Below are 23712 nucleotides of genomic sequence, written 5' to 3' on the forward strand. Positions count from 1 at the left end.
TAAAATAGAAAGGTGGACTTTTTAAGTGAAAAAGAAAACGTTTGGGTTTGTTGCCACAGCAATTTTAGGTGTGAACATACTTTTACCAGTCTTTGCACACGCAGAGTCACTGAATGAGTTAGATAAAAAAGAAACGGCGATTACACGCCAAAGCGATAAAATCAGCGGAGAGCTACAACTTGCGTTGAACGATGTCAACGAAAAATATCAAGAGGTCAATGACATTCGGACAAAGATCAGTCAAAACGAGGCGACCTTGGCTAAGACAAAAACCGAGATCGTTGAGACAGAACAAAAAATTGATGAACGTAAGTCCGCTATCGCTGAACGAATGAAAGAAGTCCAAGTCAGCGGCATGACGGATCGTTCGATCAATGCACTCTTAGAATCAAAAGACCTTGGGGAATTTCTAAACCGCGCTTTTGCTATGTCAGTCATTCAAAATGCTGAAAAAACCAAAGTCGCAAGTCTTGGCGAAGCGAAAGACCGCTTAACCGAATTAAAAGCGACACAAGAAAAAACACAAGCCCAATTAAAACAAGATAGCCAAAATCTTGAAGCTGAATCAACTAAGCTTGATGTTAAAATGGCGAATTTAAAACAAGAGCTAGCTGAAAATAAGACTAGCTTAGAAAAAATCAGTCAAGCCAAAGAAGTCGAAACGGCTCGTGAGGCCGCTGAAAAAGCACAGCAGGAACAAGCCGCGAAAGAAGAAAAAGCAGCGAAGGCAGCTCAAGCGGAAGCTGCTAAAAAAGCTGAGGCCGAAGCGAAAGCACAAGCTGAAAAAACGGTTGCTTCGACTAAAGCGCAAAATTCGCAATCTAGTCCGGCATCCTCTGCGGTTCAATCAACACAGCCGGCAGAATCTTCGTCAACGACGAACCAACAATCGACACAACCAGCTGAACAGCCAAAGCCTGAAACACCTAAACCGGCTGAACCAAGTACGCCGACAACATCAGGCAAAACAATGCAAATGCAATCAACTGCCTATTCATGTGCGGAATCAGTCAATACCTTCTTTACGGCGATGGGGATCGACTTACGTCAGAACCCACAAGTCGTTGCTGTTGATCCAAGCGTCATTCCATTAGGATCGATGGTAGAAGTATCTGGTTATGGCATCGCCATCGCAGGCGATACTGGCGGCGCGATCAAAGGCAACATCATTGACTGCCATTTTTCAACCGTAGAGCAATGTATTCAATGGGGCCGTCGTTCAGTAACGGTTACAGTGATCAGCTAAATCAATATAATATATCAATGATGGATCAGAGAGTGCGCTCTCTGATCTTTTTTGTTCACTAAGAGGCTCGTTTAGCTGAATAGCTATTTTCAAGGAATTTTTTCCTGATATTTTTTCTTTAATCCTCTACCAAATAGGGAACTTTGGATTGTTTTTTTGGCTGGGTTGATTATGTTGCCAGTATGTTGCGATTGTTCGAATGATTTTGAAGGTTCCGTAAAACCTTTAAATGGACGCAGAAAAGCGGTCATGATTGTGCTAGTTCTATCTGGAATGGTGGGTATTTCAGTCTGATGTACTTCTAAATCAGACTCTTCACTGTAAGTTTCCGGGCAGCTTGTTTCAGGTAAGACATCCTCTTTAGGATCAAAAAGGGTTGTCTCAATCGTTTCGACATATTTGGCGGTGATCACTTCTTCAAAGGGATTCACACCATCTTGGTTAAAAATGTCTAATAACGTCAATAATTCTAATGTGTCCTTGATTTCTTCGGCGGATTTATCGGTTGTTGGATTTTTGTAGGTAAAGTGAGAGGTTTCCCCTGTACTAGATTTATAGGTCGCGACTAATTTTCTTGATTGTTTCTTCATGGTAAGCTCCTTTCTATGTGTTCATGATTTGTCAAGGAATTTCTAATAAGGTTGTTTGTTGATTCGCTTTGCGATTTTTAAAGGCTTTGATTAGTCTTTGAGCGTATTGGCGAGCAGGAAAGCAACGGATCAATAAGTACTTCCATTCTTTGGAAGGAAAATACTCTTGGAAATAAAAGAAGAATTTCTTTAATGTCTTAGTCACTTTCCGTTCCTTAAATAAATGATGGACAAGATCAGATAAAACCAGTTCGAATTCGTCATCACCCAACTGTTTTCGAATTAGTAATGTCATCAAATATTGGATAGTCGTTTCACTATCACCGGAAAGGTTGTAGTATGAGAGAATTCGTTTTTCCAATGTAGCCTTTTTTAAGCCAAATAACTGTTGATGAGTAAAGGGCTGTTTCTTCATGAAATTTTCCTCCTTGGTTTAAGTAAGATGGACGGGTGGCAACTAATGGATAAGGTTTGGCAAACTAGGTCTTTTTTTAATATCTGTTGGTATGTCTCTTAGTTAACGTAAATATTTATTGGGAAAAGCTCTAGAAGCTTGATTTTTTTAGTTATTAATTTTTAATGTCGGTCTGACAAAAGTTATTCTTGCCGCAAATAAAGAATAACGGAAAGTTATCTTCAAAAACAATAGCTGAATTTCGCAGGAAACCTGCGAATTTCGCCAATTACAATAAATAAGAATATTGATATAGCAGTGTTCCTATCCATTGAATGATAGGAAAAAATGCTAAATTGAGGGGTAAAAATTTATTTTGTAGAATGAAAGAAGAAAAATACGATATTTAATTTTCATTCTTTTGTCAACAAGAATATTGAGCCACGAGTTTAGTTAAAAATTATCAATATTATAAACAAGAAGATTTATAGTTTGTTAATTAGCCAAAAAAATTCGCTTTATGTAGAAATTATTAGAAAGTACTCTTGTTGAAATAAATATTATTTATAGTTATAAAAAGAGACTTTACTAGGAGAGGAGAGCGACTATTTTCTGATACAAAATAGAAAGATCAGCTTAATTCTTTTCTGTATTTAGATTTATAGTAAAAAATCTGCTTACGAATCTGAATATAAATAAATCCCCATTTTCTTCTTTTTGGTTACTAGGAAGAAAATAGGGATTATTTTTGAGTAGTATTTTCTGAAAATTGTTTCTATTAAGTCGAATTATCTATTCTATTCGGCGGATCAAGTAATCAAAGGCGCCAAGGGCGGCAGTAGCGCCAGAACCCATTGAGATAATAATCTGCTTATAGGCGCTGTCGGTACAATCCCCTGCAGCGAAAATACCTTCAATGTTGGTTGCGCCATGTTTATCAACGAGAATTTCTCCCCGCGAAGTCAATTCGACAGAATCCTTCAGCCATTCGGTGTTTGGCATCAACCCGATTAAGATGAAGACTCCTTCGACAACTAAAGTATGTTCTTCGTTGGTTAAGCGATCGACGTAAGTTAAGGCCTCTACTTGAGTTGAACCGGTGATCTCCTTGGTCGCGGCATTCGTGATGACCGTGACATTTGGCAGTGCATGCAATTTTTTTTGTAACACTTGGTCGGCCTTGAGCTCCGGCAAAAATTCCAAAATATAAATATGCTTCGCAAGACCGGCTAAATCAATCGCCGCTTCGATCCCCGAATTGCCACCGCCGATGACAACCACCTCTTTGTCTTTAAATAGTGGACCATCACAATGTGGACAGTAGGCGATGCCTTTATTTTTGAATTCTTTTTCACCGGGAACATTGATCGCACGCCAGCGAGCACCGGTTGCTAGAATTGCGGTCTTGGTCTTCAGCTGTGCGCCGTTGGCTAATTCGACTTCGATCATTTCCTTTTTCTGAATGGCTCTCGCACGTTGGCCTTTCATGACATCGACCCCGTATTGATTCACGTGCTCTTCGACTTGACACATCAATTGTGGCCCTTCTATGTACGGCGTTCCGATCACATTTTCGATCCCTAAAGTTTCAAGGACTTGCCCGCCGAAAGTCTCAACCACCATGCCAGTTTTGATTCCCTTACGAGCCGCATAAATCGCTGAGCTGGCACCCGCTGGTCCGCCGCCGATGACTAAAACATCAAAGGGGTCTTTATCGGCGAATTCATTGGCGCTTAAAGGTCCACTGACTTTTTCGACCAATTCTTCGATCGTCATACGGCCGCTGCCGAATTCTTCATCGTTTAGGAAAACCGTCGGAACAGCCATCACTTTTTTAGCATCGACTTCTGCTTGATACATGCCGCCTTCGATCATGGTGTGGCTAATGTTGGGATTCAGTACCGCCATAATATTCAAGGCTTGGACAACGTCAGGACAGTTATGACAAGTCAAGCTAACATAGGTCTCAAAATGCAAAGGTCGATCAATGGCCTGAATTTGTTTGATCAAGGCATCATCGATTTTGGGCGCCCGCCCGCTAACTTGCAGCAAAGCCAAAATGAAGGAAGTGAATTCGTGGCCCATCGGTAGCCCCGCAAAGGCGACCCCGCTAGCGCCGGCCTCTTTTTGATTGATCTCAAAGCTAGGTGTCCGCTTTAGTTTCAGCGGTTCGATCGTGACCCGACTCGTCATCTCCGCCACTTCAGTTAAAAATTCGGTCACTTTTTTCGAATCTTCGGAATCATCTAAACTAACCGAAAAAACGAGCTCAGCTTCCAGTAAATCAAGGTATTGTTTCAGTTGTGTTTTAGTTTCATTGTCTAACATAAGAGGCTCCTTGGTTTTGTGACTTGATTTTTATTTTGCAGAAAAAAGCCCGCACCATCTGATTAAGTTGTTAAAGCAGATAGCGGCAGGCGCTGGTTTTGTTAAAAAGGACGACTAGATCTTGCCGACTAAATCAAAACTTGGCTTCAAGGTCGCACCATCTTCTTTCCATTTTGCTGGACAAACTTCTCCAGGGTGACTGCGGACATATTGGCCGGCACGAATTTTATCGATCAAGCTGCTGGCATCGCGGCCGATACCATCTGCGTTGATCTCCATCGCTTGGACAATGCCATCTGGATCGATAACGAAAGTTCCACGTTGAGCTAACCCCGCTTCTTCGTCTAACACATCGAAAATACGAGAAATCTGATGTGAAGGATCACCAATCATAGTGTATTCGATTTTTCCAATAGCATCAGAGGTATCATGCCATGCTTTGTGAGTAAAGTGGGTGTCAGTAGAGCATGAATAAACTTCCACGCCTAGATCTTTCAAGGTCGTGTATTGTTCTTGTAAATCTTCTAACTCAGTGGGGCAAACAAAAGTGAAATCAGCTGGATAGAAACAAACAACGTTCCATTTTCCATTAAACTCTTCATTTGAAATCTCGACAAACTTTCCTTGACGATAGGCTTGGGCGTGAAACGCCTCAACTTGTTTTCCAATTAATGACATGAATGAACCCTCCTGTAAAATATTGAGAAAATTTTCTCTTAATTGATAAAAGAAAGCCAAATAAACGAAGCGTTTTTGGTTTTCTATTTATAATTATTATAAACAAAAGAATAGGCGATTGTAAATCTTTTTTTGAAGAAATTTGAAAAAATGTCCTGTTTTGGTTCTCTTGAAAAATCTTTCTTTTCGAGCTGATGGATTTCTCAGGTTTAGTTTGCTTAATGGAATTGTTTCCTATTAGATCTTAAATGTCGAATGCATCCAATAAGCCAAACAAGCCAGCTTCACCCAAGAAACCACATACACCGAAACAAGGGTTCTATCCGAAGACTGGTGAGGAAAGAAATTCTCTGCTCCTTATTATTGGTGGCTTCATAGTTGTTCTGGCAGCAGCTTTCTATCTAATCAAAAGACATAAGAGTAAATAGAGAATAGAACTGAGCTGAAAACCGATACTTCAAGTTAGGTATTTACCTAACTTGAAGTATCGGCTTATTTATTAGTTTAAGAAGAAACGCCTAGAATATATCTTATTTTAAAAATGAAGGGATTTAATAGACAGTCATTTTAGCAATCTTTTTAAACTAAATTGCTCTAATTATTAATGAAAAATAATTTGCTAGTTAAATAAATTAATTATCGGAAGGATCAAACAATTATCTTTTTTTTGGTTTTTGAATAAATTAATAATAATATAAGGAAAACAACAAAAAATAACAGATTAATAGAAATCTTAGAAGAAGTAGCAATCGCTTTTTTATATTTCGTGAAAAAGGCATTTAAATTGTTAAAAGAAGGAGAGTATAAAAAAACATTGATATAACAAGGTGTTTCAACTATAATGGTAACGGTAAAACTGTTTTTTTTTAATTAATGTGGGGGACATAAGTAAGATAGTAGATAACTAATCAATGGTATCTGATGGTTCTTTAGTGAAAAGATGCAAACGATCTATAAGAGAAGTTTGATTTTAACTGACATTATGTTAAAGAGTACATCACTAATAATAAAGCACATTATTTGGATAAATCGTTCTTTTTCTTTATTTAAAGTGTCAAAAAAAGAATACATATTTTTTTACACTTTGTTTGAAGTATGTATTTTTTTGATATACTGTTTCTGCTATCGTTAGGGAGTTTGAATCAGATTATTAAAGTAAATTAGGAAGTTGAGGAGTTTATGGAAGAGACAATTAGTATCAAACAATTATTTGAACTACTGAGAAAACGATTAGGGTTGATTGTAGTAGGAGGCCTTGTAGGTGTTTTAATTGCCGGGCTGCTTGCTTTTTTCATTTTAACACCAAAATACAGTTCGCAGGCCCAATTGGTCGTAACCTTGCCCCAAACAGAAACAACTAATGCAAATGATGTGAATACGAACTTGCAGATGATCAATACGTATAAAGACATTATTACCGGTGACTTAGTAACAAATGAAGTTGCTGATAAATTGAACGCTGATTATGGGATTAAAATGAGTGCGGGTGGTTTGAAAGAGGCCATCCAAGTCGAACAAAATCAAAATTCACAAATGTTTTCGATTATTGCTACTAGCACAAGTCCAAGAGCGGCTGCGAACATTTCAAATGTTACAGCTGAAATTTTTAAAGAAAACGCTAAAGATGTCTTAAATGTTGATCGTATCTCGATTATTTCTAAAGCTGTAGCAGGTAATCAACCGGTATTTCCAAATAAAAAATTAACATTAGCAGTGGGCTTGCTACTTGGTCTGATGTTGGGCGTACTTTTAGCGATAGTCCTTGAACTACTGGATCGAACAGTCAAAGAGAGCCGTACATTGACGGATGAATTTGGTTTGACCATTCTAGGAAATGTTCCAGCGATGACACAAAAGGAATTAAACGCTAAGCTTCGTCGTGAACCAATCTCAACAATTAATCGAAAAGCATCTGATAGAAAAGCGGCAGAACCGTCAACCAACGTTGAACGTCGCCGCCGTAATCGGGTTTAGGAGGCACTTATGAGTAAGAAAGAAAGAAAGAAACGATCAGAAATACCTGAAGCAGTTAGTCTAATTACATTGGTAGATAAATCTTCTCCTGTATCAGAAAGATATCGCACGGTTCGAACGAATATTCAATTTGCTTCCTCCGCAGATCGCCAAATCAAAACGTTAGTAGTTACATCTTCCGGACCGGGCGAAGGTAAATCAACAACATCAGCTAACTTAGCCGTTGTTTTTGCAAATTCAGGTCAGAGCGTCTTATTAGTAGATGCAGATATGCGAAAGTCTACAGTACACAAAACTTTCCAATTAACCAATAACGTTGGACTAAGTAATGTCTTAAGTTCGGATATGGGTGTTAAAGAAGCCGTTCAACGAAGTGTAGTACCTAATCTTTATGTAATGACTAGTGGCCCTAAAGCACCGAACCCTTCTGAATTACTCGGATCTACTAGAATGGATCAACTGATTATGGAACTTAGGGATTCTTATGACTTTATTATTTTTGACATGCCACCAATTGTAGCTGTGACGGATGCACAGATTATGGCTTCTAAAGCGGATGGAACGCTGCTGGTTGTACGGGAAAATGTTACACGGAAAGATTCCTTACAAAAGGCACGAGAGTTGCTATCAATGGTGAATGCCAATGTCTTAGGGGCAGTATTCAATGGCAGCACAGATGAAAACGATCAAGGATATTATTATTACGGCACCGATAATTAAGAATAAAACTAAGAAGGTGAGCAGATGATTGATTTACATTGTCATATTTTACCCGGAGTGGATGATGGAGCTCGCGCGTTAGATGATAGTCTTGCGATGGCTGAAAAAGCAATCAGTCAAGGCATTACCCATCTAATGTGCACCCCCCATCATAACAATGGGAAATACTCAAATCCAGCGAATCAAGTCATTGAACAAGTTGCGCGATTACAACAAGAGTTGGATCAGCGTAACTTGAATCTCACTTTATTAGAAGGTCAAGAAGTTCGGATTACAGGGACACTTTTAGAAGACATTGCCAAAGGTGAAATCCTGTTTACTGATCTTGATGACACATACATATTAATTGAATTTCCAACAGGAGAGGTGCCTGCTTATACAGAACAACTATTCTTTCAGTTATTAAGCCAAGGTCATACACCTGTGATCGTTCATCCTGAAAGAAACGCTGTTTTTCGTAAAGATCCTAATGAGCTGATCCCATTTTTAGAAATGGGGGTTCTTACGCAGTTGACTGCACCAAGCATTGTCGGGATATTTGGGAAAGAGATCCAAAAAACAGCGAAGCAAATGTTAAAACATAATATGTTGTATATGGTAGCCTCGGATGCTCACAATCTTCGACAAAGGGGCTTCTATCTGAAAGAATCTTGTGAAATAATTCGAAAAGAATATGGGCAATCAAAAGTGGATGAAATGATGCAAATGGCCAAAGATTTGGTCAATGGAGATGTAGTTAAACATCCAGAGTTTGGGGAGATTAAGGACAAGAAGTTTAAATTCTTTAGTTAAGGAGAGGGCTTTGTTGGTAGAAGAAAAAGTACTGAGTTGTGTGGATGTGAATGAAGCAAAAAAATATTATGCAGATCAATATGATAAACTTGTTTGGATTGATCAAGAAAAAATTCGACAACAAAAAGGTTATGATTTTTTTAAAAGGGCGATTGATATTGTAGGTAGTTTTTCTGGATTGATTATTACATTACCAATAACGCTTTGGGTTACCTATAAAATTAGACAAGAAGAACCAGGATGTCCTGTGATTTTTAAACAAACACGCGTTGGACGTAATGGGAAGCTATTTACGATGTACAAGTTTCGCTCAATGTGTATAGATGCTGAAAATAAACTAGATGAGCTTTTAACTAAAAACGAAGTTGATGGCGCAATGTTTAAGATGAAGAATGATCCTCGTGTAACGAAGATTGGGAAATTCATTCGGAAAACTAGTTTGGATGAATTACCGCAACTTTTGAATGTACTAAAAGGGAATATGAGCTTAGTTGGACCACGACCACCTCTAGAGCGTGAAGTGAGAGAATATACTCCCCACGATAAGCAACGTCTCATGGTAAAACCAGGTTGTTCGGGATTGTGGCAGATTAGTGGTCGAAATGATGTGGGATTTGATGAGATGGTTGACTTTGATATTGAATATATTAAGAATAGAAGTATAAATAATGATTTAAAAATTATTTGGAAAACTGCAAAAATAATGATTAAGCCAAATGGAGCATATTAAGGAGTTTTATTGTAGTGGAAAAGAAGCAGCATGTTTATATTATTGGATCAAAGGGAATTCCGGCCAAATATGGTGGATTTGAAACATTTGTTGAAAAGTTGACTGAACACCAAGTTGATAAAAATATCCAATATCATGTGGCGTGTATGACTGAAAATTCAGCTAAATCGGGAATTACTGATAAGCACTTTGAGCATAATGGCGCCAATTGTTTTAATATTGACGTTCCCAATGTCGGACCGGCTAAAGCCATTTATTATGATATTGCAGCCTTAAAATATGCAATAAAGTTAGCGGAAAAAAATAAAGATAAGCACCCAATTTTTTATGTTTTGGCTTGCAGAATTGGACCATTTATTGGCAGCTTAAAAAATAAAATAAAAGAATTAGATGGAAAACTATATGTAAATCCAGATGGACATGAATGGATGCGATCAAAATGGAGCTATCCAGTCCGTAGATATTGGAAATATTCTGAACAATTAATGGTAAAACACGCAGACCTATTGATTTGTGATAGTAAAAATATTGAAAAATATATCCGAGAAGATTATGTCAAATATAATCCTAAAACTGCTTATATTGCTTATGGAACGGATTTAGAAAAATCAAAACTTACTACGTTTAGTCAAGAAGTTATTCAATGGTTTCAAGCAAAGAAAGTGCAACCCAATAATTATTATTTAGTTGTTGGTAGATTTGTACCAGAAAATAATTTTGAGACAATGATCCGTGAATTTATGAAGTCTAATAGTAAAAAAGATTTAGTTTTGATTACGAATGTCGAAAACAATAAGTTCTATGATAAATTGAAAGACGAGACAAACTTTGAACAAGATTCTAGAATAAAATTTGTTGGTACAGTTTACGATCAGGAATTATTAAAATACATACGAGAGAAATCTTTCGCTTATATTCATGGTCACGAAGTTGGGGGAACTAATCCATCTTTGTTGGAGGCTTTAGCATCAACAAAATTAAGTTTACTATTAGGTGTTGGATTTAATAGGGAAGTTGCGGGAAATGGCGCGATATATTGGCAAAAGAATACATTAAAAAATGTAATTAATAATGTAGAAAAAATTTCGTTGAAAGAAAAAGAGAATTATTATAACTTGTCTTTAAATAGAATGAAAGGTCAATACAGTTGGAATAAAATTTGTACAGATTATGAAATCATTTTCGTACAATCCCACCAACGATAAACGTGGAGGAATAATGAAAAAAATTTTATTGCTTTCAAATATGTATCCGTCAGATGAATTTCCACATTATGGTGTTTTTGTACAGAATACTGAAAAAATTTTAAAAGAATGTGATGTCAATATAAAGAAAATAGTGATTAAAAAAAAGAAGAATAAGGTAAAAAAATTTTTTACATATATTAACTTTTTTTTAAAATCATTATTTTACTTAATATTAAAAAAATTCGATTTTGTATATGTGCATTATCCGGCAATTTCTGGGATTCCACTATTAATAAGTAGCTTTTTAAAAAAACAAAAAATAATTATAAACATTCATGGTAATGATTTAGTACCAGAGTCTAGAAAAGATATGGCTTTAATAAAAATTACTCTTAAATTATTAGATAATTCACACAAGATTATCGTTCCATCTGAATATTTCAAGCAGGAATTATTAAGGCAAAATCCAAAAGTAATTGATAAAATCCATGTCTTTCCATCTGGGGGTATTAATAAAAAAGTTTTTTACAAAGTTAATAGAGCAGAAGTAATCGAAAGTCTAAAGATTGATAAAGAATATATGTATATTGGTTACATCAGTAGAATTGAAAAATCAAAGGGGTGGGATATATTTCTAAAGATGATAAGTCAAATGTCGGATCCTAGAATAAAATTTATTGTGGTCGGCTCGGGAGCTGAACAACCGCAGTTTGATAAAATGGTAGATGAGTTAAATATAAGTGATAAGATTATCAAGTATGACTTTCTTTCGCAGAAGGAAATGAATTATGTTTTTAACGCTTTAGAAATTTTTGTCTTTCCTACATATAGAAAAAGTGAGAGTTTAGGATTGGTTGGTTTGGAATCAATGTGTACTAATAGTATTTTATTAGCGGCAAATAATTATGGACCGATTAGCTACGTTGAAGACGAAAAAAATGGTTTTCTGTTTAAAAGCAGAGATGTAGATGATTTAATAGATAAGATTAAAAAAATTCTTTTTTTAACTAAGGATGAAAAAAAGAGAATACATGAAAAGGCAATTGAAACTACAGAAAATTATTCTAGTGATAAGTTGGCGAGTGAAATAAAATCTGTTTTTGAGGTGGACAATTAGATGATAAAAACCAATTCCTTAACAACTTCACTACTGTTCATTTCTATCCTAGCTAGTGTGGCTTCAAATTATATTGATGTATTATCATCTTTAGATGAAATAATAACGATTATATATCTTTTTTTTGTCATATACATTTTTTTCAGAAATAAAAATATCAGTTCATTATATCGATATATAGTTGTAATGATCATGGTAATATCCATTATTGGTCTAGTATCCAATATTATTATGGGATTTAATCAACCTCTTTTTCCAATTATCGTGGATATTGTAATGAGTATGAAATTATTCATCACTTTTGCTTTTTACTACGGAATTAGTTTTCAGGATACTATGGATTATATAAATGATAAACTTAGTTATTTTTCTAAGTTAAGTTTGTTGATACTATTTTTGATTGGGACGATTTCTCAATTCGTACCTAATAGTATGGTACTGTCGGAAAAGAGATATGGATTAAGTCCCTTTAGTTTTGTATATGTATTTCCTGGTGATACAGGTTTTTTAGTTATTTCTTTGATGCTTATAATTTTAATTAAAGCTAATAGTTTAAAAGCAAACGATTACTTCTTTATATTACTGGGTTCCATAATAATCATGGAGACAACAAAAATACAAGTTATGGTATTTCCTCTAGCTTTAATAGGGATGAGCGTATTTAGAAAATTTAAACTAAAAATTAATGTGTTTGCTTTTTCTGCCATTGGTTGTTTGTTTTTGTTATTCGGCTATTCTCAGTTATACGATTATTTTTTAGATGTTACGCATTATTCCCCCAGGAAAATTATGCTATTAGATTCAGTAAGATTGGCAAATGCCTATTTTCCTGGCGGTACTGGATTTGGGCTATTCGGTTCAGAGATGGCTGCTCGATACTATTCTCCAGTTTATTATTTGTTAGGTTACAATAAATTATATGGTTTAGATGGAGACTTACGATTTTCTACTTTGAATGATAATTATTTAGCTATGGTTCTAGGTCAGTTTGGGTGGATTGGTGGAGCACTATATTATTCTGTATTTTTTATTATAATTAGGATTTCCATGAAAATGAAAAATGAAAGAAAAAAAATAGTTTCGTTATCAGTAGCTATAACATATCTAATCGCTTCAATAGGAAGTGGTAGCATTAAATCAAGTGCTGGAGTTATCGGTTTCGGTTTGCTAGGTTTAATACTTTCAGATAAAAAATATATCAGAAGAAAGGTATCATAAATGGAAAAAATAGGAATAGTAACTTTGCCTGGGAACTTTAATTATGGAAATAGATTACAGAATTATGCTTTGCAAACAATTTTGGAAAAAAGAGGATACCAGGTGGAAACGCTAGAAATACCATTCTCAAGAAAGAGTAGAGTAAAAAAAATGTTTGATGCGTTTGTAAGGATTTGTATAAGTCCAAAGCTCATTAAGTTACTCTTCTATAAAAGAGAATATGGTGGAGATTATGCTGAAATGGCAAAAATGAAGACTCCTAAAGTACGTCCCTTTACAGAAAAATATTTAAAAACTAGAACTGTACAAAAATCTGAACTAAAAAATATTTCAATACAATATGATATGTTTATTGTTGGAAGTGATCAAGTATGGAATCAATCTTCAATAAGTGATTCAACCTTCTTTTTGGATTTTGTTCCTTATAAAAAAAGGTATTCCTATGCCGCTAGTTTTGGTAAATCCGAAATAATAAGTGCTGATAAAAAATACTACCAAAAGAATCTCAATGGTATGAGAAAAATTTCTGTTAGAGAATCTCAAGGAGAAGATATTGTAAAAGGATTAACGACTAAAGATGTATTTGTACATGTTGATCCGACAATGTTATTAACTCCTTATGAATGGAGAGTTCTGGCATCAAGAGAGAATTCCAACTGGATTTCATCTGAAAAATTTGTTTTAGTATATGCTCTTAGAGGATTGTCAGATAAAAAAAGACAAGAAATTGAAAAATTCTCTAGAAAAAATGGTTATAAAATTATTACGTTAATGGGTGATTCAATTGAAAAGAATAGCGTAATTCTAACTGTTACGCAATTTATTCAAGCAATTGATTATGCGGAATTTGTAGTAACAGATTCTTTTCACGGAACAGTCTTTTCTATACTGTTCAATACTCCCTTTCAAGTATTAGAGCGTTCAACTGGAAATATGAATTCCAGATTAGATAATCTATTAGAAAAATTTGATTTTCAAAAAAATTCAAGTAAGAGTAATATAAAAATTGAGGATCTAATTGATACAGAGTTTTCTAAGGTCGAAGGAATTTTGAGCATGGAAAGGAAAAAATCTGCAGACTATTTTGATACTTTTCTTAAATTAAGGGAGTCTGATAATGGATAGAAGTTCTGAACGGCAATTTGCTGTGGTTTTATCTTATGTAAATATTATATTAAAAAATTTGATTGCTTTTCTCTATACTCCTTTTCTACTAAAATATCTTGGTCAATCTGAGTATGGTATCTATCAGATGACCAATTCTGTTATTATGGGACTAAGTGTTTTATCTATGGGATTTTCAGGTTCGTATGTAAGATTTTATATGAAGTTTAAAACTGCTAAAGATAAAAAATCGATTGATAGTTTAAACGGCATGTACTTACTGCTTTTTCTAGGTATGGCTTTATTGAGCCTAATATTAGGTTCAATATTAGTACTAAATACAAAAAAATTCTTTGGTTCTTCTTTTACAGCTAGGGAAGTTGAAACAACCAAAATTTTGATGGGAATATTGTTATTAAATATTGTTTTAACTTTTCCTTCTGCGGTGTTTGATTGTAATATTTTAGCTAATGAAAAATTGAAATATCAGCAATTAAGACAAATTGCTCAAACAATAATGGTCCCTATTATCAGCATTCCTCTGATACTGTTAGGATTCGGATCAGTTGTAATTGTAATTACTCAAACTGTTACTACGTTTTTACTATTGCTGTTAAATATTAAATTTTCTATTACTAGACTAAATATGAGGTTTAGTTTCTCTGATATTCCGTTAATCTTATTAAAAGAGGTAATAATATTTTCGCTCTTTGTTCTTTTATCTCAGGTTATAGACATGGTAAATAATAATGTACCTAGCTTTATTGTTGGAATGTTTCTTGGGGCTAAAGAGGTCGCAATATATTCTGTAGCTTCACAAATAAAGAATCTATTTTTTATGCTCTCGGTGGGATTATCTGGAGTATATGTTCCTTATATTAATGAATTAGTTAGTAATGGGACTTCCCAAAAAAATTTGTTGAACTTAATGATTAAAGTAGGTCGCATTCAATTAATTGTTTTGACGTTTATATTAGGAGGATTTATTGCAATTGGCAAATATTTCATTATCATATGGGCAGGGTCTGATAATATTCAGGCCTATTATCTTGTAATCTTAATGATTTTACCTGTATTGGTACCCCTTAGTCAAAATGTGGGAATCGAAATACAAAAAGCGATGAATATGCATTATTTTAGGTCAACAGTTTACTCTATTTTTGCAATAATCAATATTGGGGTGACTATTTTTTCTGTAATCAAATTTGGTGTTATAGGTTCAATTTCTGGGTATGTTGTCGCTACGGTATGTGCCAATGGTTTTGTGATGAACTGGTATTATCAAAAGAAAATGGGGTTAAGTATGGGATCTTTTTGGAAAAGTGTTGCAAATATTTTTATTCCTTTTTTCGTGGGAACTACTACTATATTGATAGTATCTAATTATATAAATGATGTAACTTTAATCACTTTTTTAGTTCTTGGATCGGTTTATTCTGCAATTTACATAGTTCTGTATTTGTTCATAAGTGCAACTGATTTGGAATTGAGCAGTATAAAAAAATTAGTGAGAAAAAAAAACTAATAGGTTTTCAGGAGGAAATTATGGAAAAATATTATACTGATGAAAAAAATGCTCAGATTGTACTTGCTCTTTTAAAAGAGCATGGAATCAATCAAATTATTGCTTCACCTGGTACAACTAATATTCCTATTGTTGGTAGTGTTCAAAATGATCCTTTTTTTAAAGTTTATTCTTCTGTTGATGAACGCTCGGCTGCATACATGGCGTGTGGCTTAGCACGGGAAAGTGGAAGACCCGTGGTGTTAACTTGTACAGGCGCTACTGCTTCTAGGAACTACTTACCTGGGCTAACTGAAGCGTATTATAGCAAAATTCCTGTGATTGCCATAACATCTCTTAATGATATCCAAGACGTAGGAAATTTGAAACCTCAAAATATTGATAGAAGTCAACTTCCTAAGGATGCTGCTAAAATTTCCGTAAACCTTCCAGTTGTTAATTCCTCACAGGACTACTGGTTTGTAAATCATCAAGTAAATAAAGCTATTTTAGAAACTTATAGGCATGGGGGAGGACCTGTTCATATTAACTTAAATACTAATTATATGGCAACATTTACTACTAAAAACCTTCCAAAGGTTAATTATGTAGAAAGATTTTTTTACTATACAAAGAAATTACCTTCTATTCCATCAGATGCTAAAATTGGTATATTTATTGGAAGACATAAAAATTTCAGCAAAGAAGAAGAAAGCTTAATTGATAAATTTTGCGAACAATACAATGGAGCAGTTTTTGGTGATAGAACTAATGGTTATAATGGGAAGTATAAATTGAATTCTTCCTTAGGTGGGGTAAATTTAACTAGAAAGCATACAAATTTTGATAATTATGCTCCATCAGTAATAATACATTTAGGAGAAGTAACTGGTGACTATTCTAGTATGGATACGTTTAATAAGAGTACGGCTCCTGTTTGGAGAGTTTCTGAAGATGGGGAAATGAGAGATACTTTTAAAAGACTCTCTCATATATTCGAAATGCAAGAGCTAGATTTTTTTGATAGATATATTGAAAAAGATACTGATAGAAAAAATATTTCTTTTTTTGAATCATGGAAGATGTATCTTGTATCTTTACGTACTTCAATTCCTGATTTGCCCTTTGCTAGTTCTTGGATTGCGCAAAAAACTATACCACAACTTCCAAAAGGTTCATTTCTAAATTTAGGTATTTTAAACTCGTTAAGAAATTGGAATTTCTACCCTATAGATCCGTCCATTCAAGTAGAGTCCAATGTTGGTGGCTTCGGCATTGATGGACTACTTTCTACAACACTAGGGGCGTCTTTAGTTGATGAAAATAGATTATATTTTGTTGTTTTGGGAGATTTAGCTTTTTTTTATGATGTAAATAGTTTGGGAAATAGACATGTTGGAAAAAATCTGAGAATATTATTGATTAATAATGGAACAGGAACTGAATTTAGAAACTCTTCCCACATAGGCTCACAATTTGGAGATCAATCGGATGACTACATAGCTGCTGGGGGACATTTTAAGCCAAGATTTAAAATAAATTCCCAAGATTCTTCTTTAGCTAAATCGTGGACATCTGCTTTAGGATTTAAATACTACTCTGCGTGTTCAAAGGAAGAGTATTTAGATGTTCTACCTAAATTTATGAATTCTGATATTACTGAACCAATACTTGTAGAGGTTTTTACTAATTCAGAGGATGAATCGAATTCTCTGGAGAAAATGGTAAGTTTAGATAATAATTATTCTTTAAAAGGAAAAATTTATAATTTTTCTGAAAGTATTTTACCTATGGAAAGTTTAAAAAAATTAAGGAGAAGATTTAAATAAAGGAGATAAAAAATGTTATTAAGAAAAATAAAAAAATTTTTCTTGTCTATGAGACAAAAGCAAAAAATACCGATCATTAAGAATACTGACAAAGGTGATTTATTGAAAGATAGAACTGCTATTATAACTGGAGGTGCAGGTGCTATAGGGCAGGCAATTGCAACTTCATTTATTGAAAGTGGTGCAAAAGTTATTGTAGTTGGAAGAAATAAAGATAAATTGGAATTAGTTTCTGAAAAACTTGGAGATAATTGTTCTTATTTTCAAATGGATATTACAAACGTAAAGAAAATGAACGATGAAGTTAATGAGCTGATGAGAATAACAGATTGTAATATAGATATTTTAGTTAATAGTGCAGGTATTCTCACAAAAGAGCAGTTTGGACATGTCTCTGAAGAAACTTGGGATAGGGTTATTGATACTAATTTGAAAGGTTCTTTCTTTTTGAGCCAGTGTATTTCTAACTTTTGGAAAAAAAATGGTATTAAGGGAAATGTTCTTAATATATCCTCTGGTAGTGGTTTAAAGCCAGGATGGACGCCATATCAAATCTCAAAAAATGCTTTGGATTCAGCGACTATAGGAATGGCTCAGTTCTTAATTCCTTATAATATTGTGGTAAATTCAATAGCTCCTGGCCCCGTGTTTTCAAATATGCAAAATACATCTGACATGGATTCTATTGAAACATTAGACAATCCTACAGGTAGATTAATCACTCCCAGTGAAATTGGAGAGTGGGCTGTCTATATGGTGTCTCCTATGGGTCAGTATGCTGTTGGGACCAATCTGCATCTAACTGGTGGAAATGGGATATTTCAATTTGAAGAAAGATGATAAGACGGATGATTACTAGAATTGGATTTCAATAATCATTAGAAGCGTTGAACGAATATATTATAGAATAAATGGATATGTTTTTTATAAAATGAAGTTTATGAACAAGTTTATTGAAAGCGATGAAGATATTTTATTTCAACAAAGATTCTAATCGGACAATAAATTAAGACGAAACGAGTTGAACTGAATGGCTGAAAAAAGAAAACGCAAGCGTAAAGGTGTCAAAAAAGCAAGCACTTCTAAAAAAATTCTATTAACTTTACTTGGGATTTTGTTAGCAATCGTGCTTGTCGTAGTTGGTGTTGGTGCAAAAATGTATCATGATGTAAAGTCAACGGCCAATGAAGCCTATGAGTCAGTGGATCGCAAAGAAGGCAGCACGACGAAGCGTCAGGTGAAATTATCAGAACAGGAGCCTTTTAGTATTTTACTTTTAGGGGTGGATACAGGAGCACTTGGACGAACAGAGCAAGGTCGTTCGGATACGATGATGGTGGCGACGGTCAATCCTTCAAAGGATGAGTCGTTATTGGTAAGTTTACCGCGGGATACATATACGGAGATCGTTGGCCATAATACACAGGATAAGATGAACCACGCCTATGCGTTTGGTGGTGCAGCGATGTCGATGGATACGGTGGAGAAGTTATTAGATATTCCAATCAATCACTATATCACTATCAATATGCAAGGAATCGAATCTTTAGTAGACGCAGTTGGCGGAGTAGAGGTTAATAATCCATTTGAGTTTACGTATGAGGGAAAGACTTTTCCTAAGGGCAAACAGGAGCTGGATGGCGATTTAGCTTTGAAATACTCGCGGATGCGCTATGATGATCCGAATGGAGATTATGGTCGTCAGGAGCGGCAGCGTCAAATTATCACCGGAGTTGCGAAGAAAGTTTTGAGTACGCAAGGTCTGACGAATTATCAATCGATCTTAACGACGATGGGTGAGAATGTGAAGACGGATCTTTCCTTTGATGATATGCGAACATTGATGGGGGATTATCGTGGGGCTTTTGGACATATCAAGTCGGATCAGATGAAGGGTGAAGGCTTCATGCAAGATGGTGTCTCTTATCAACGAATTGATCCAACTGAATTAAAACGCGTCCAAGACGAATTAAAAACACAATTGAAGTAAGTCAATGAAGCCAAGGGAAAATGTTCCTTTGGTTTTTTTGTTTAAACTTTTCTTGTGCGGGCTGACATCTGGGAATGGTTGGGGTAAGCTAATAGAGTGGATCGGAGGGAATCAAATGAAGAAAATCATTGCCGGCATCGGCTCGTTGATCGTGAGCTATGGACTGGTTTATTATTTGGTACTGCCAACGTTGTTCAATTATCCTCGCTTGGAGCGGATGACGCAGCGTTTTGAATATACCGACGAGGCCCTTTGGCTCTTTATTTTCTTGAGTCTTTGGTTATTCTATTGGCAATGGGCGCAACGAAAATTTTGGAATGTCTACTTTTACCTTTTTTATAGCTGCTATTTTCTTTTATTATTTATCATGCTGTTCACGAAGGCGCGGGCCTATCATTCTTTTAATTTGAATCCTTTTGAGTTGTATTTGAATAATGGTCAGCAGATCAGTGAATTAATTTTGAATGTCGGCTATTTTATTCCGTTGGGCTGTCTTTATGGTTTCCGAGCCAGCAAAGTGGAGGCTGTGGTAATTGCTTTGACGACGATTCTAGGAATCGAAACGATCCAATATGTGTTCTATCTCGGAACCTTTGATATTTGGGATATCATTACTAATTTTGTCGGCTGTGCGATTGGCTATCAGCTTTGCGGTTTGATCAAACGGTGGATGATATGAGCTAAAATGAATAGAATAAAGTATGCAGCGATGATTCGGCTGCATGCTTTTTTTGTTGAGGTATAGGGAGAAAGCAAACAGATTAGTTGTTTGTTTCAATGCTTCATGATAACTTACAATTAGTAAGTTAAATGAGGTGGAGGAAATGAAATACATTTATCAAGCAGGCAAACCAGATGGAAAGAAATTTATTTTGCTGCATGGAACTGGCGGCGATGAACATTCTTTGGTGGAGTTAGTCAACCTTTTAGACGAGGAAGCGACGATTCTTTCGTTTCGCGGCGGGATTCAGGAAAATGGGATGAATCGGTTCTTTCGCCGACACGGCTTGAATCAATTTGATTTTGCTAGTTTAGAAAAAGAAACCGACACACTGTTAAAAGAAATTCGTGAGATCAGTGCAGAAAAGGGGATTCCATTATCGGAGTGGATTCTGGTGGGCTATTCGAATGGGGCGAATATCGCGGCGCATTTGTTGTTAGAGCGTGAAACAGAATTGGCTCACGGCATCTTTTTCCATCCCATGTCATTGGAGGTTCATACGCAAACCTTTCCATTAGAAAGTAAGAAAATTTGGGTTTCTTATGGCGGGGAGCAAGATCCAATCGTAAGCACGGCATCTTTTACTGAACTGGTTGAGGTGTTTCGTAAGCGGCAAGGGAAGGTAGACGTATTTGAGTCAACTTATGGTCATCAGTTGACGATGGAGGAAGTTCAAGCGGCTCGTACGTGGTTGAAGGAGTTATAAACGGATCACGTTTTCCACGGCCCCCGTTTTACTAAATAAAGAATTTTATTCGATTGTTTCTAATGAAACGAATCCGCCTAGCCTTTTTAAGATATGGTAAACTATTGTTTGAAGGGGTGGCGTGATGACAGATTCATTTGAATTTAAGGGTTTGACTTTGACATTGACTGATTTGGCGTTCAACGATCAAGAATTACAGAAATTATTGACCTTTGAAGGAGCGATTACGCATGAGCGTTTGAAGGGCTTTAATTTCCACTATTTCTTGATGCCGGAGTACGATTTGAATGCTTTATTGGCAAAGCTGGGTGACGCTGAACGCAAAGCGAAGCGGATTTATCACATCAAGGGGCAGCTGGTTTCCAGTGATTTGAAAAATATGTCGGTGGATGGTTATTATATGCCTACTAATTGGGGCTTCATGCATGTGGAGAGTCATAAATAAGTAAAGAGATTGGGACAGAAGTGGTGGGTTTATTTCTGAAGAAGCTACTTCTGTCACATCGTTTACTCGTAAAATGGAGTTTGGATAGAACTTTTGTGATCCAAACTAGGACCTAATAGCGCCGGAAGTTCGCGAACAATTGGAAAAATTATGCGAACTGGAGCTCTTTTCAAAAGAAGGGGTTCAATTATTCAAGCGAGCAACTAGCGCGAAGTTGGTAGAAACCATCGAAACAGAACTATTTTAACTAAGTGCAAAGCCTGACGTTGTGAAAGACGTCAGGTTTTTTGTTGATATTTTAGGGTCGAAAGAGGTACATTTGGCGGGTTCTATGATAGAATGCAAACGGATATTATCGTTGAGATCGTTAGGAGCTAGTGGAATGTATACAAAAGAAGTATTTAACAATCAAATGAGTAGCTGGATCAATATCGATGCGGAAAATACGGAGGAATTAAAGAATCTTTACCGCGATTATGGGATCGATAGTGAATTCGTTGATTATTCTTTGGACCGTAATGAACGGGCACATTTAGATTACGATAAGGCGACTGACGTACTATTGCTGATTTTCAATGCGCCTAATCGTCGCAAGATCGACAATCACTATGAAACGGTGCCTATGACCTTCATCGTCGTGAACCGCACCTTGATCACCGTGACCAATCAGCACAGCAAATACGTCTACTTTGAGATCAAAAATTATTTAGATAAAAATCCGAATAGCAGTCTGTTCGAAGTATTGTTTAACAGTCTCTTTATTATTTCTGATCAGTATTTTCCCTTTGTTGAGGGGATGGATCGTGATCGTAAGCGGATCAGTCAATTGTTGCGGGAGAAGACCACAAAGCAAAATCTATTGTTGCTGTCTGATTTAGAGACGGGAATTGTTTATTTTGTAACGGCCTCTCGTCAAAATGTTTTGTTAGTGCAGCAAATCAAAAGTCATGGCATTTATCGTCGTTTAAGTGATTCGGAGAAGGAAAGCTTGGATGATGTTTTGATCGAAGCCAAGCAATTGGTGGAGATGACGCAGCTTTCTTCCCAGATTTTGCAGCAGCTTTCAGGCACCTATAACAATGTCTTGAATAATAATCTGAATGATACGATGCGGATCTTGACAGTGTTGTCGGTACTGTTGACGATTCCTACCATCGTCTCCGGTTTCTTCGGAATGAATATGCCGTTGCCGCTGGAACACGATGCCTTTGGCTGGGTGATCACTATCATTGTCAGTCTGATTTTGTGGTTTGCTTTGTCAGGTATTTTACGGCGCTTGATGAAATAATCAAATTAATAAAGGATCGAAAAGGAGTTGATTTGCTGACTTGCTTTCGATCTTTTTTGTTTAGAGTGTTTTGATAAATGTAAAAAGATAGGCAAGATCAATGATATACAATTATTTAGGAATATTTAGTATGGGAATGCTGCTGTTTAGAAATGTTATCAGTGTAAGTGAGCAACTTCTGCATATCGTCGTTAATTGTGTTCATTATAAATTATCAAAACTAAATATTAGCCATTCCCTAATAGTGGATACAATCACAAATATATGCTATTTTGGAATAGAGATTGGAAAAAATACAAAAGTAAAAATTGAATGTTGACTTGTTAAGCTCAAAGAACAAATGAAAACTAGCAGTCTCAAAGAATTGGTTTAAGTAGAAAAAAGTTTGACAGTAGTCAAAAAATGATGTAAGTTAAGAAATAATTAGAAAGAGCTATATTTTTTTACGGCCATTTGTGAAATTATTCACTTTAAACTAGATTGAAAGGTATTGGAGGAATTGAAATGGTTGAAACATTTGTATTTTCAAGTGAAAGTGTCTTTCTTAATGAGGAAAGTCAAACAACAGCAGCGCAATTTTTAGACTATCTAAAGCGGCGTAAGCAGCGGATCGGTATGGTATTTACTGATCAGCAGTCAATGAATCAAATTTTATTGGCGCATGATTTGGCAGAGTACTTTGATTTTTCGATCAATGGTGAAGCCGGTCGACAAGTGGCACATGGCTTATTAGATTTTTTGAAAGACGAATTGCAGCAAGGCAAGGTCTATTTCATCTCCGATTCATTGCCTCAGTTGCAAGAAGCCGAATCATTAGGCTTTGTGCCAATCTATGTAAATGATGATTGCTACAAAGAGGGCGTTCCGTGTCGTGCTTATGAAGATTATAAACAGCTGCATCTGGCGATAATCGCCGATCGTTTTGAAGAATTAATTTAAATTTTTACTGAAAAAGGTTGAAGCTTGGGCTGTTTTCTTAATTGAAGGGGAACAGTCTTTTTTTGTTGCACTCAAAGTAAAAATTAAATATGAAAAAAGGAAGGCTAATAATTAAAAGGTGAATACTTATAAAAATAGTTTTTCTTCAGTTAAATTAATAACTCACTGATAGGAATATGATAAACTATTGATGATAGATAATGGATATGTAA

Annotated in this window: 24 protein-coding genes; 20 read left to right on the forward strand and 4 right to left on the reverse strand. The window is 35.5% G+C overall.

Going from position 1 to position 23712, the window contains the following annotated elements; genetic code table 11:
* Nucleotides 1–25: 25 nt before the first annotated feature.
* Nucleotides 26–1246, forward strand: a complete 1221-nt coding sequence (locus RV00_RS00125) for a 3D domain-containing protein (RefSeq protein ID WP_071860580.1) — start codon at nucleotides 26–28, stop codon at nucleotides 1244–1246.
* An 89-nt stretch (nucleotides 1247–1335) separates the two neighbouring features.
* Here RV00_RS00125 and RV00_RS00130 read toward each other — a convergent pair whose 3' ends face one another.
* The 4 genes from RV00_RS00130 to ahpC all read right to left on the reverse strand — a co-directional run bounded on the left by RV00_RS00130 (nucleotide 1336) and on the right by ahpC (nucleotide 5236).
* On the reverse strand, nucleotides 1336–1836 hold the full coding sequence (locus RV00_RS00130) for a DUF2922 family protein (RefSeq protein ID WP_071860581.1): 501 nt from the start codon (nucleotides 1834–1836) through the stop codon (nucleotides 1336–1338).
* Nucleotides 1837–1867: 31 nt separating this feature from the next.
* Complete coding sequence (locus RV00_RS00135) at nucleotides 1868–2251, reverse strand: hypothetical protein (RefSeq protein ID WP_071860582.1); 384 nt, start codon at nucleotides 2249–2251, stop codon at nucleotides 1868–1870.
* A 771-nt stretch (nucleotides 2252–3022) separates the two neighbouring features.
* A complete protein-coding gene (ahpF, locus tag RV00_RS00140; protein WP_071860583.1) occupies nucleotides 3023–4558 on the reverse strand; it encodes an alkyl hydroperoxide reductase subunit F in 1536 nt (511 codons plus the stop codon).
* A gap of 114 nt (nucleotides 4559–4672) precedes the next feature.
* Nucleotides 4673–5236, reverse strand: coding sequence for an alkyl hydroperoxide reductase subunit C (gene ahpC / locus RV00_RS00145; RefSeq protein ID WP_071860584.1), 564 nt, complete (start codon nucleotides 5234–5236; stop codon nucleotides 4673–4675).
* Between the two features lie 248 nt (nucleotides 5237–5484).
* Between ahpC and RV00_RS16855 the strand changes: the two genes are divergently transcribed.
* From RV00_RS16855 to RV00_RS00240, 19 genes are all read left to right on the forward strand, one after another.
* Complete coding sequence (locus RV00_RS16855; RefSeq protein WP_071860585.1) at nucleotides 5485–5664, forward strand: LPXTG cell wall anchor domain-containing protein; 180 nt, start codon at nucleotides 5485–5487, stop codon at nucleotides 5662–5664.
* Nucleotides 5665–6415: 751 nt separating this feature from the next.
* A complete protein-coding gene (locus RV00_RS00155; protein WP_071860586.1) occupies nucleotides 6416–7210 on the forward strand; it encodes a YveK family protein in 795 nt (264 codons plus the stop codon).
* A 9-nt stretch (nucleotides 7211–7219) separates the two neighbouring features.
* Complete coding sequence (locus RV00_RS00160) at nucleotides 7220–7930, forward strand: CpsD/CapB family tyrosine-protein kinase (RefSeq protein WP_071860587.1); 711 nt, start codon at nucleotides 7220–7222, stop codon at nucleotides 7928–7930.
* A 24-nt stretch (nucleotides 7931–7954) separates the two neighbouring features.
* A complete protein-coding gene (locus RV00_RS00165; protein ID WP_071860588.1) occupies nucleotides 7955–8722 on the forward strand; it encodes a tyrosine-protein phosphatase in 768 nt (255 codons plus the stop codon).
* Nucleotides 8723–8753: 31 nt separating this feature from the next.
* The gene (locus tag RV00_RS00170) at nucleotides 8754–9452 is read left to right on the forward strand and encodes a sugar transferase (protein ID WP_071861028.1); all 699 of its coding nucleotides are present in this window, start codon (nucleotides 8754–8756) and stop codon (nucleotides 9450–9452) included.
* Nucleotides 9453–9466: 14 nt separating this feature from the next.
* Complete coding sequence (gene cps2T, locus RV00_RS00175; RefSeq protein ID WP_379924903.1) at nucleotides 9467–10657, forward strand: beta 1-4 rhamnosyltransferase Cps2T; 1191 nt, start codon at nucleotides 9467–9469, stop codon at nucleotides 10655–10657.
* Nucleotides 10658–10670: 13 nt separating this feature from the next.
* Nucleotides 10671–11756, forward strand: a complete 1086-nt coding sequence (locus tag RV00_RS00180; protein ID WP_071860590.1) for a glycosyltransferase family 4 protein — start codon at nucleotides 10671–10673, stop codon at nucleotides 11754–11756.
* Nucleotides 11757–12974: a hypothetical protein gene (locus RV00_RS00185; protein ID WP_249024038.1), complete on the forward strand. Its 1218-nt coding sequence runs from the start codon at nucleotides 11757–11759 to the stop codon at nucleotides 12972–12974.
* Nucleotides 12975–14099, forward strand: coding sequence for a polysaccharide pyruvyl transferase family protein (locus RV00_RS00190; RefSeq protein WP_071860591.1), 1125 nt, complete (start codon nucleotides 12975–12977; stop codon nucleotides 14097–14099).
* Nucleotides 14092–15603, forward strand: a complete 1512-nt coding sequence (locus RV00_RS00195) for a lipopolysaccharide biosynthesis protein (protein ID WP_071860592.1) — start codon at nucleotides 14092–14094, stop codon at nucleotides 15601–15603. The genes RV00_RS00190 and RV00_RS00195 overlap by 8 nt, the downstream gene beginning before the upstream one ends.
* Nucleotides 15604–15623: 20 nt before the next feature.
* Nucleotides 15624–17411: a thiamine pyrophosphate-binding protein gene (locus RV00_RS00200; protein ID WP_071860593.1), complete on the forward strand. Its 1788-nt coding sequence runs from the start codon at nucleotides 15624–15626 to the stop codon at nucleotides 17409–17411.
* A 12-nt stretch (nucleotides 17412–17423) separates the two neighbouring features.
* Entirely contained in the window at nucleotides 17424–18251 is an 828-nt protein-coding gene (locus RV00_RS00205; protein ID WP_071860594.1) for an SDR family NAD(P)-dependent oxidoreductase, read from the forward strand.
* A 190-nt stretch (nucleotides 18252–18441) separates the two neighbouring features.
* On the forward strand, nucleotides 18442–19401 hold the full coding sequence (locus tag RV00_RS00210) for an LCP family glycopolymer transferase (protein WP_071860595.1): 960 nt from the start codon (nucleotides 18442–18444) through the stop codon (nucleotides 19399–19401).
* Nucleotides 19402–19516: 115 nt separating this feature from the next.
* A complete protein-coding gene (locus RV00_RS00215) occupies nucleotides 19517–20080 on the forward strand; it encodes a VanZ family protein (protein WP_071860596.1) in 564 nt (187 codons plus the stop codon).
* 145 nt (nucleotides 20081–20225) lie between these two features.
* Nucleotides 20226–20828: an alpha/beta hydrolase gene (locus tag RV00_RS00220; RefSeq protein ID WP_071860597.1), complete on the forward strand. Its 603-nt coding sequence runs from the start codon at nucleotides 20226–20228 to the stop codon at nucleotides 20826–20828.
* Nucleotides 20829–20952: 124 nt separating this feature from the next.
* Nucleotides 20953–21273, forward strand: coding sequence for a hypothetical protein (locus RV00_RS00225; protein WP_071860598.1), 321 nt, complete (start codon nucleotides 20953–20955; stop codon nucleotides 21271–21273).
* A gap of 115 nt (nucleotides 21274–21388) precedes the next feature.
* Complete coding sequence (locus RV00_RS16920) at nucleotides 21389–21520, forward strand: DUF2922 family protein (RefSeq protein WP_446681999.1); 132 nt, start codon at nucleotides 21389–21391, stop codon at nucleotides 21518–21520.
* 135 nt (nucleotides 21521–21655) lie between these two features.
* A complete protein-coding gene (locus RV00_RS00230) occupies nucleotides 21656–22561 on the forward strand; it encodes a magnesium transporter CorA family protein (protein WP_071860599.1) in 906 nt (301 codons plus the stop codon).
* Nucleotides 22562–23065: 504 nt separating this feature from the next.
* Nucleotides 23066–23500, forward strand: a complete 435-nt coding sequence (locus RV00_RS00240; protein WP_071860601.1) for a hypothetical protein — start codon at nucleotides 23066–23068, stop codon at nucleotides 23498–23500.
* Nucleotides 23501–23712 lie beyond the last annotated feature (212 nt).

It is taken from the genome of Enterococcus devriesei, assembly GCF_001885905.1.
Classification (GTDB): Bacteria; Bacillota; Bacilli; order Lactobacillales; family Enterococcaceae; genus Enterococcus_A; species Enterococcus_A devriesei.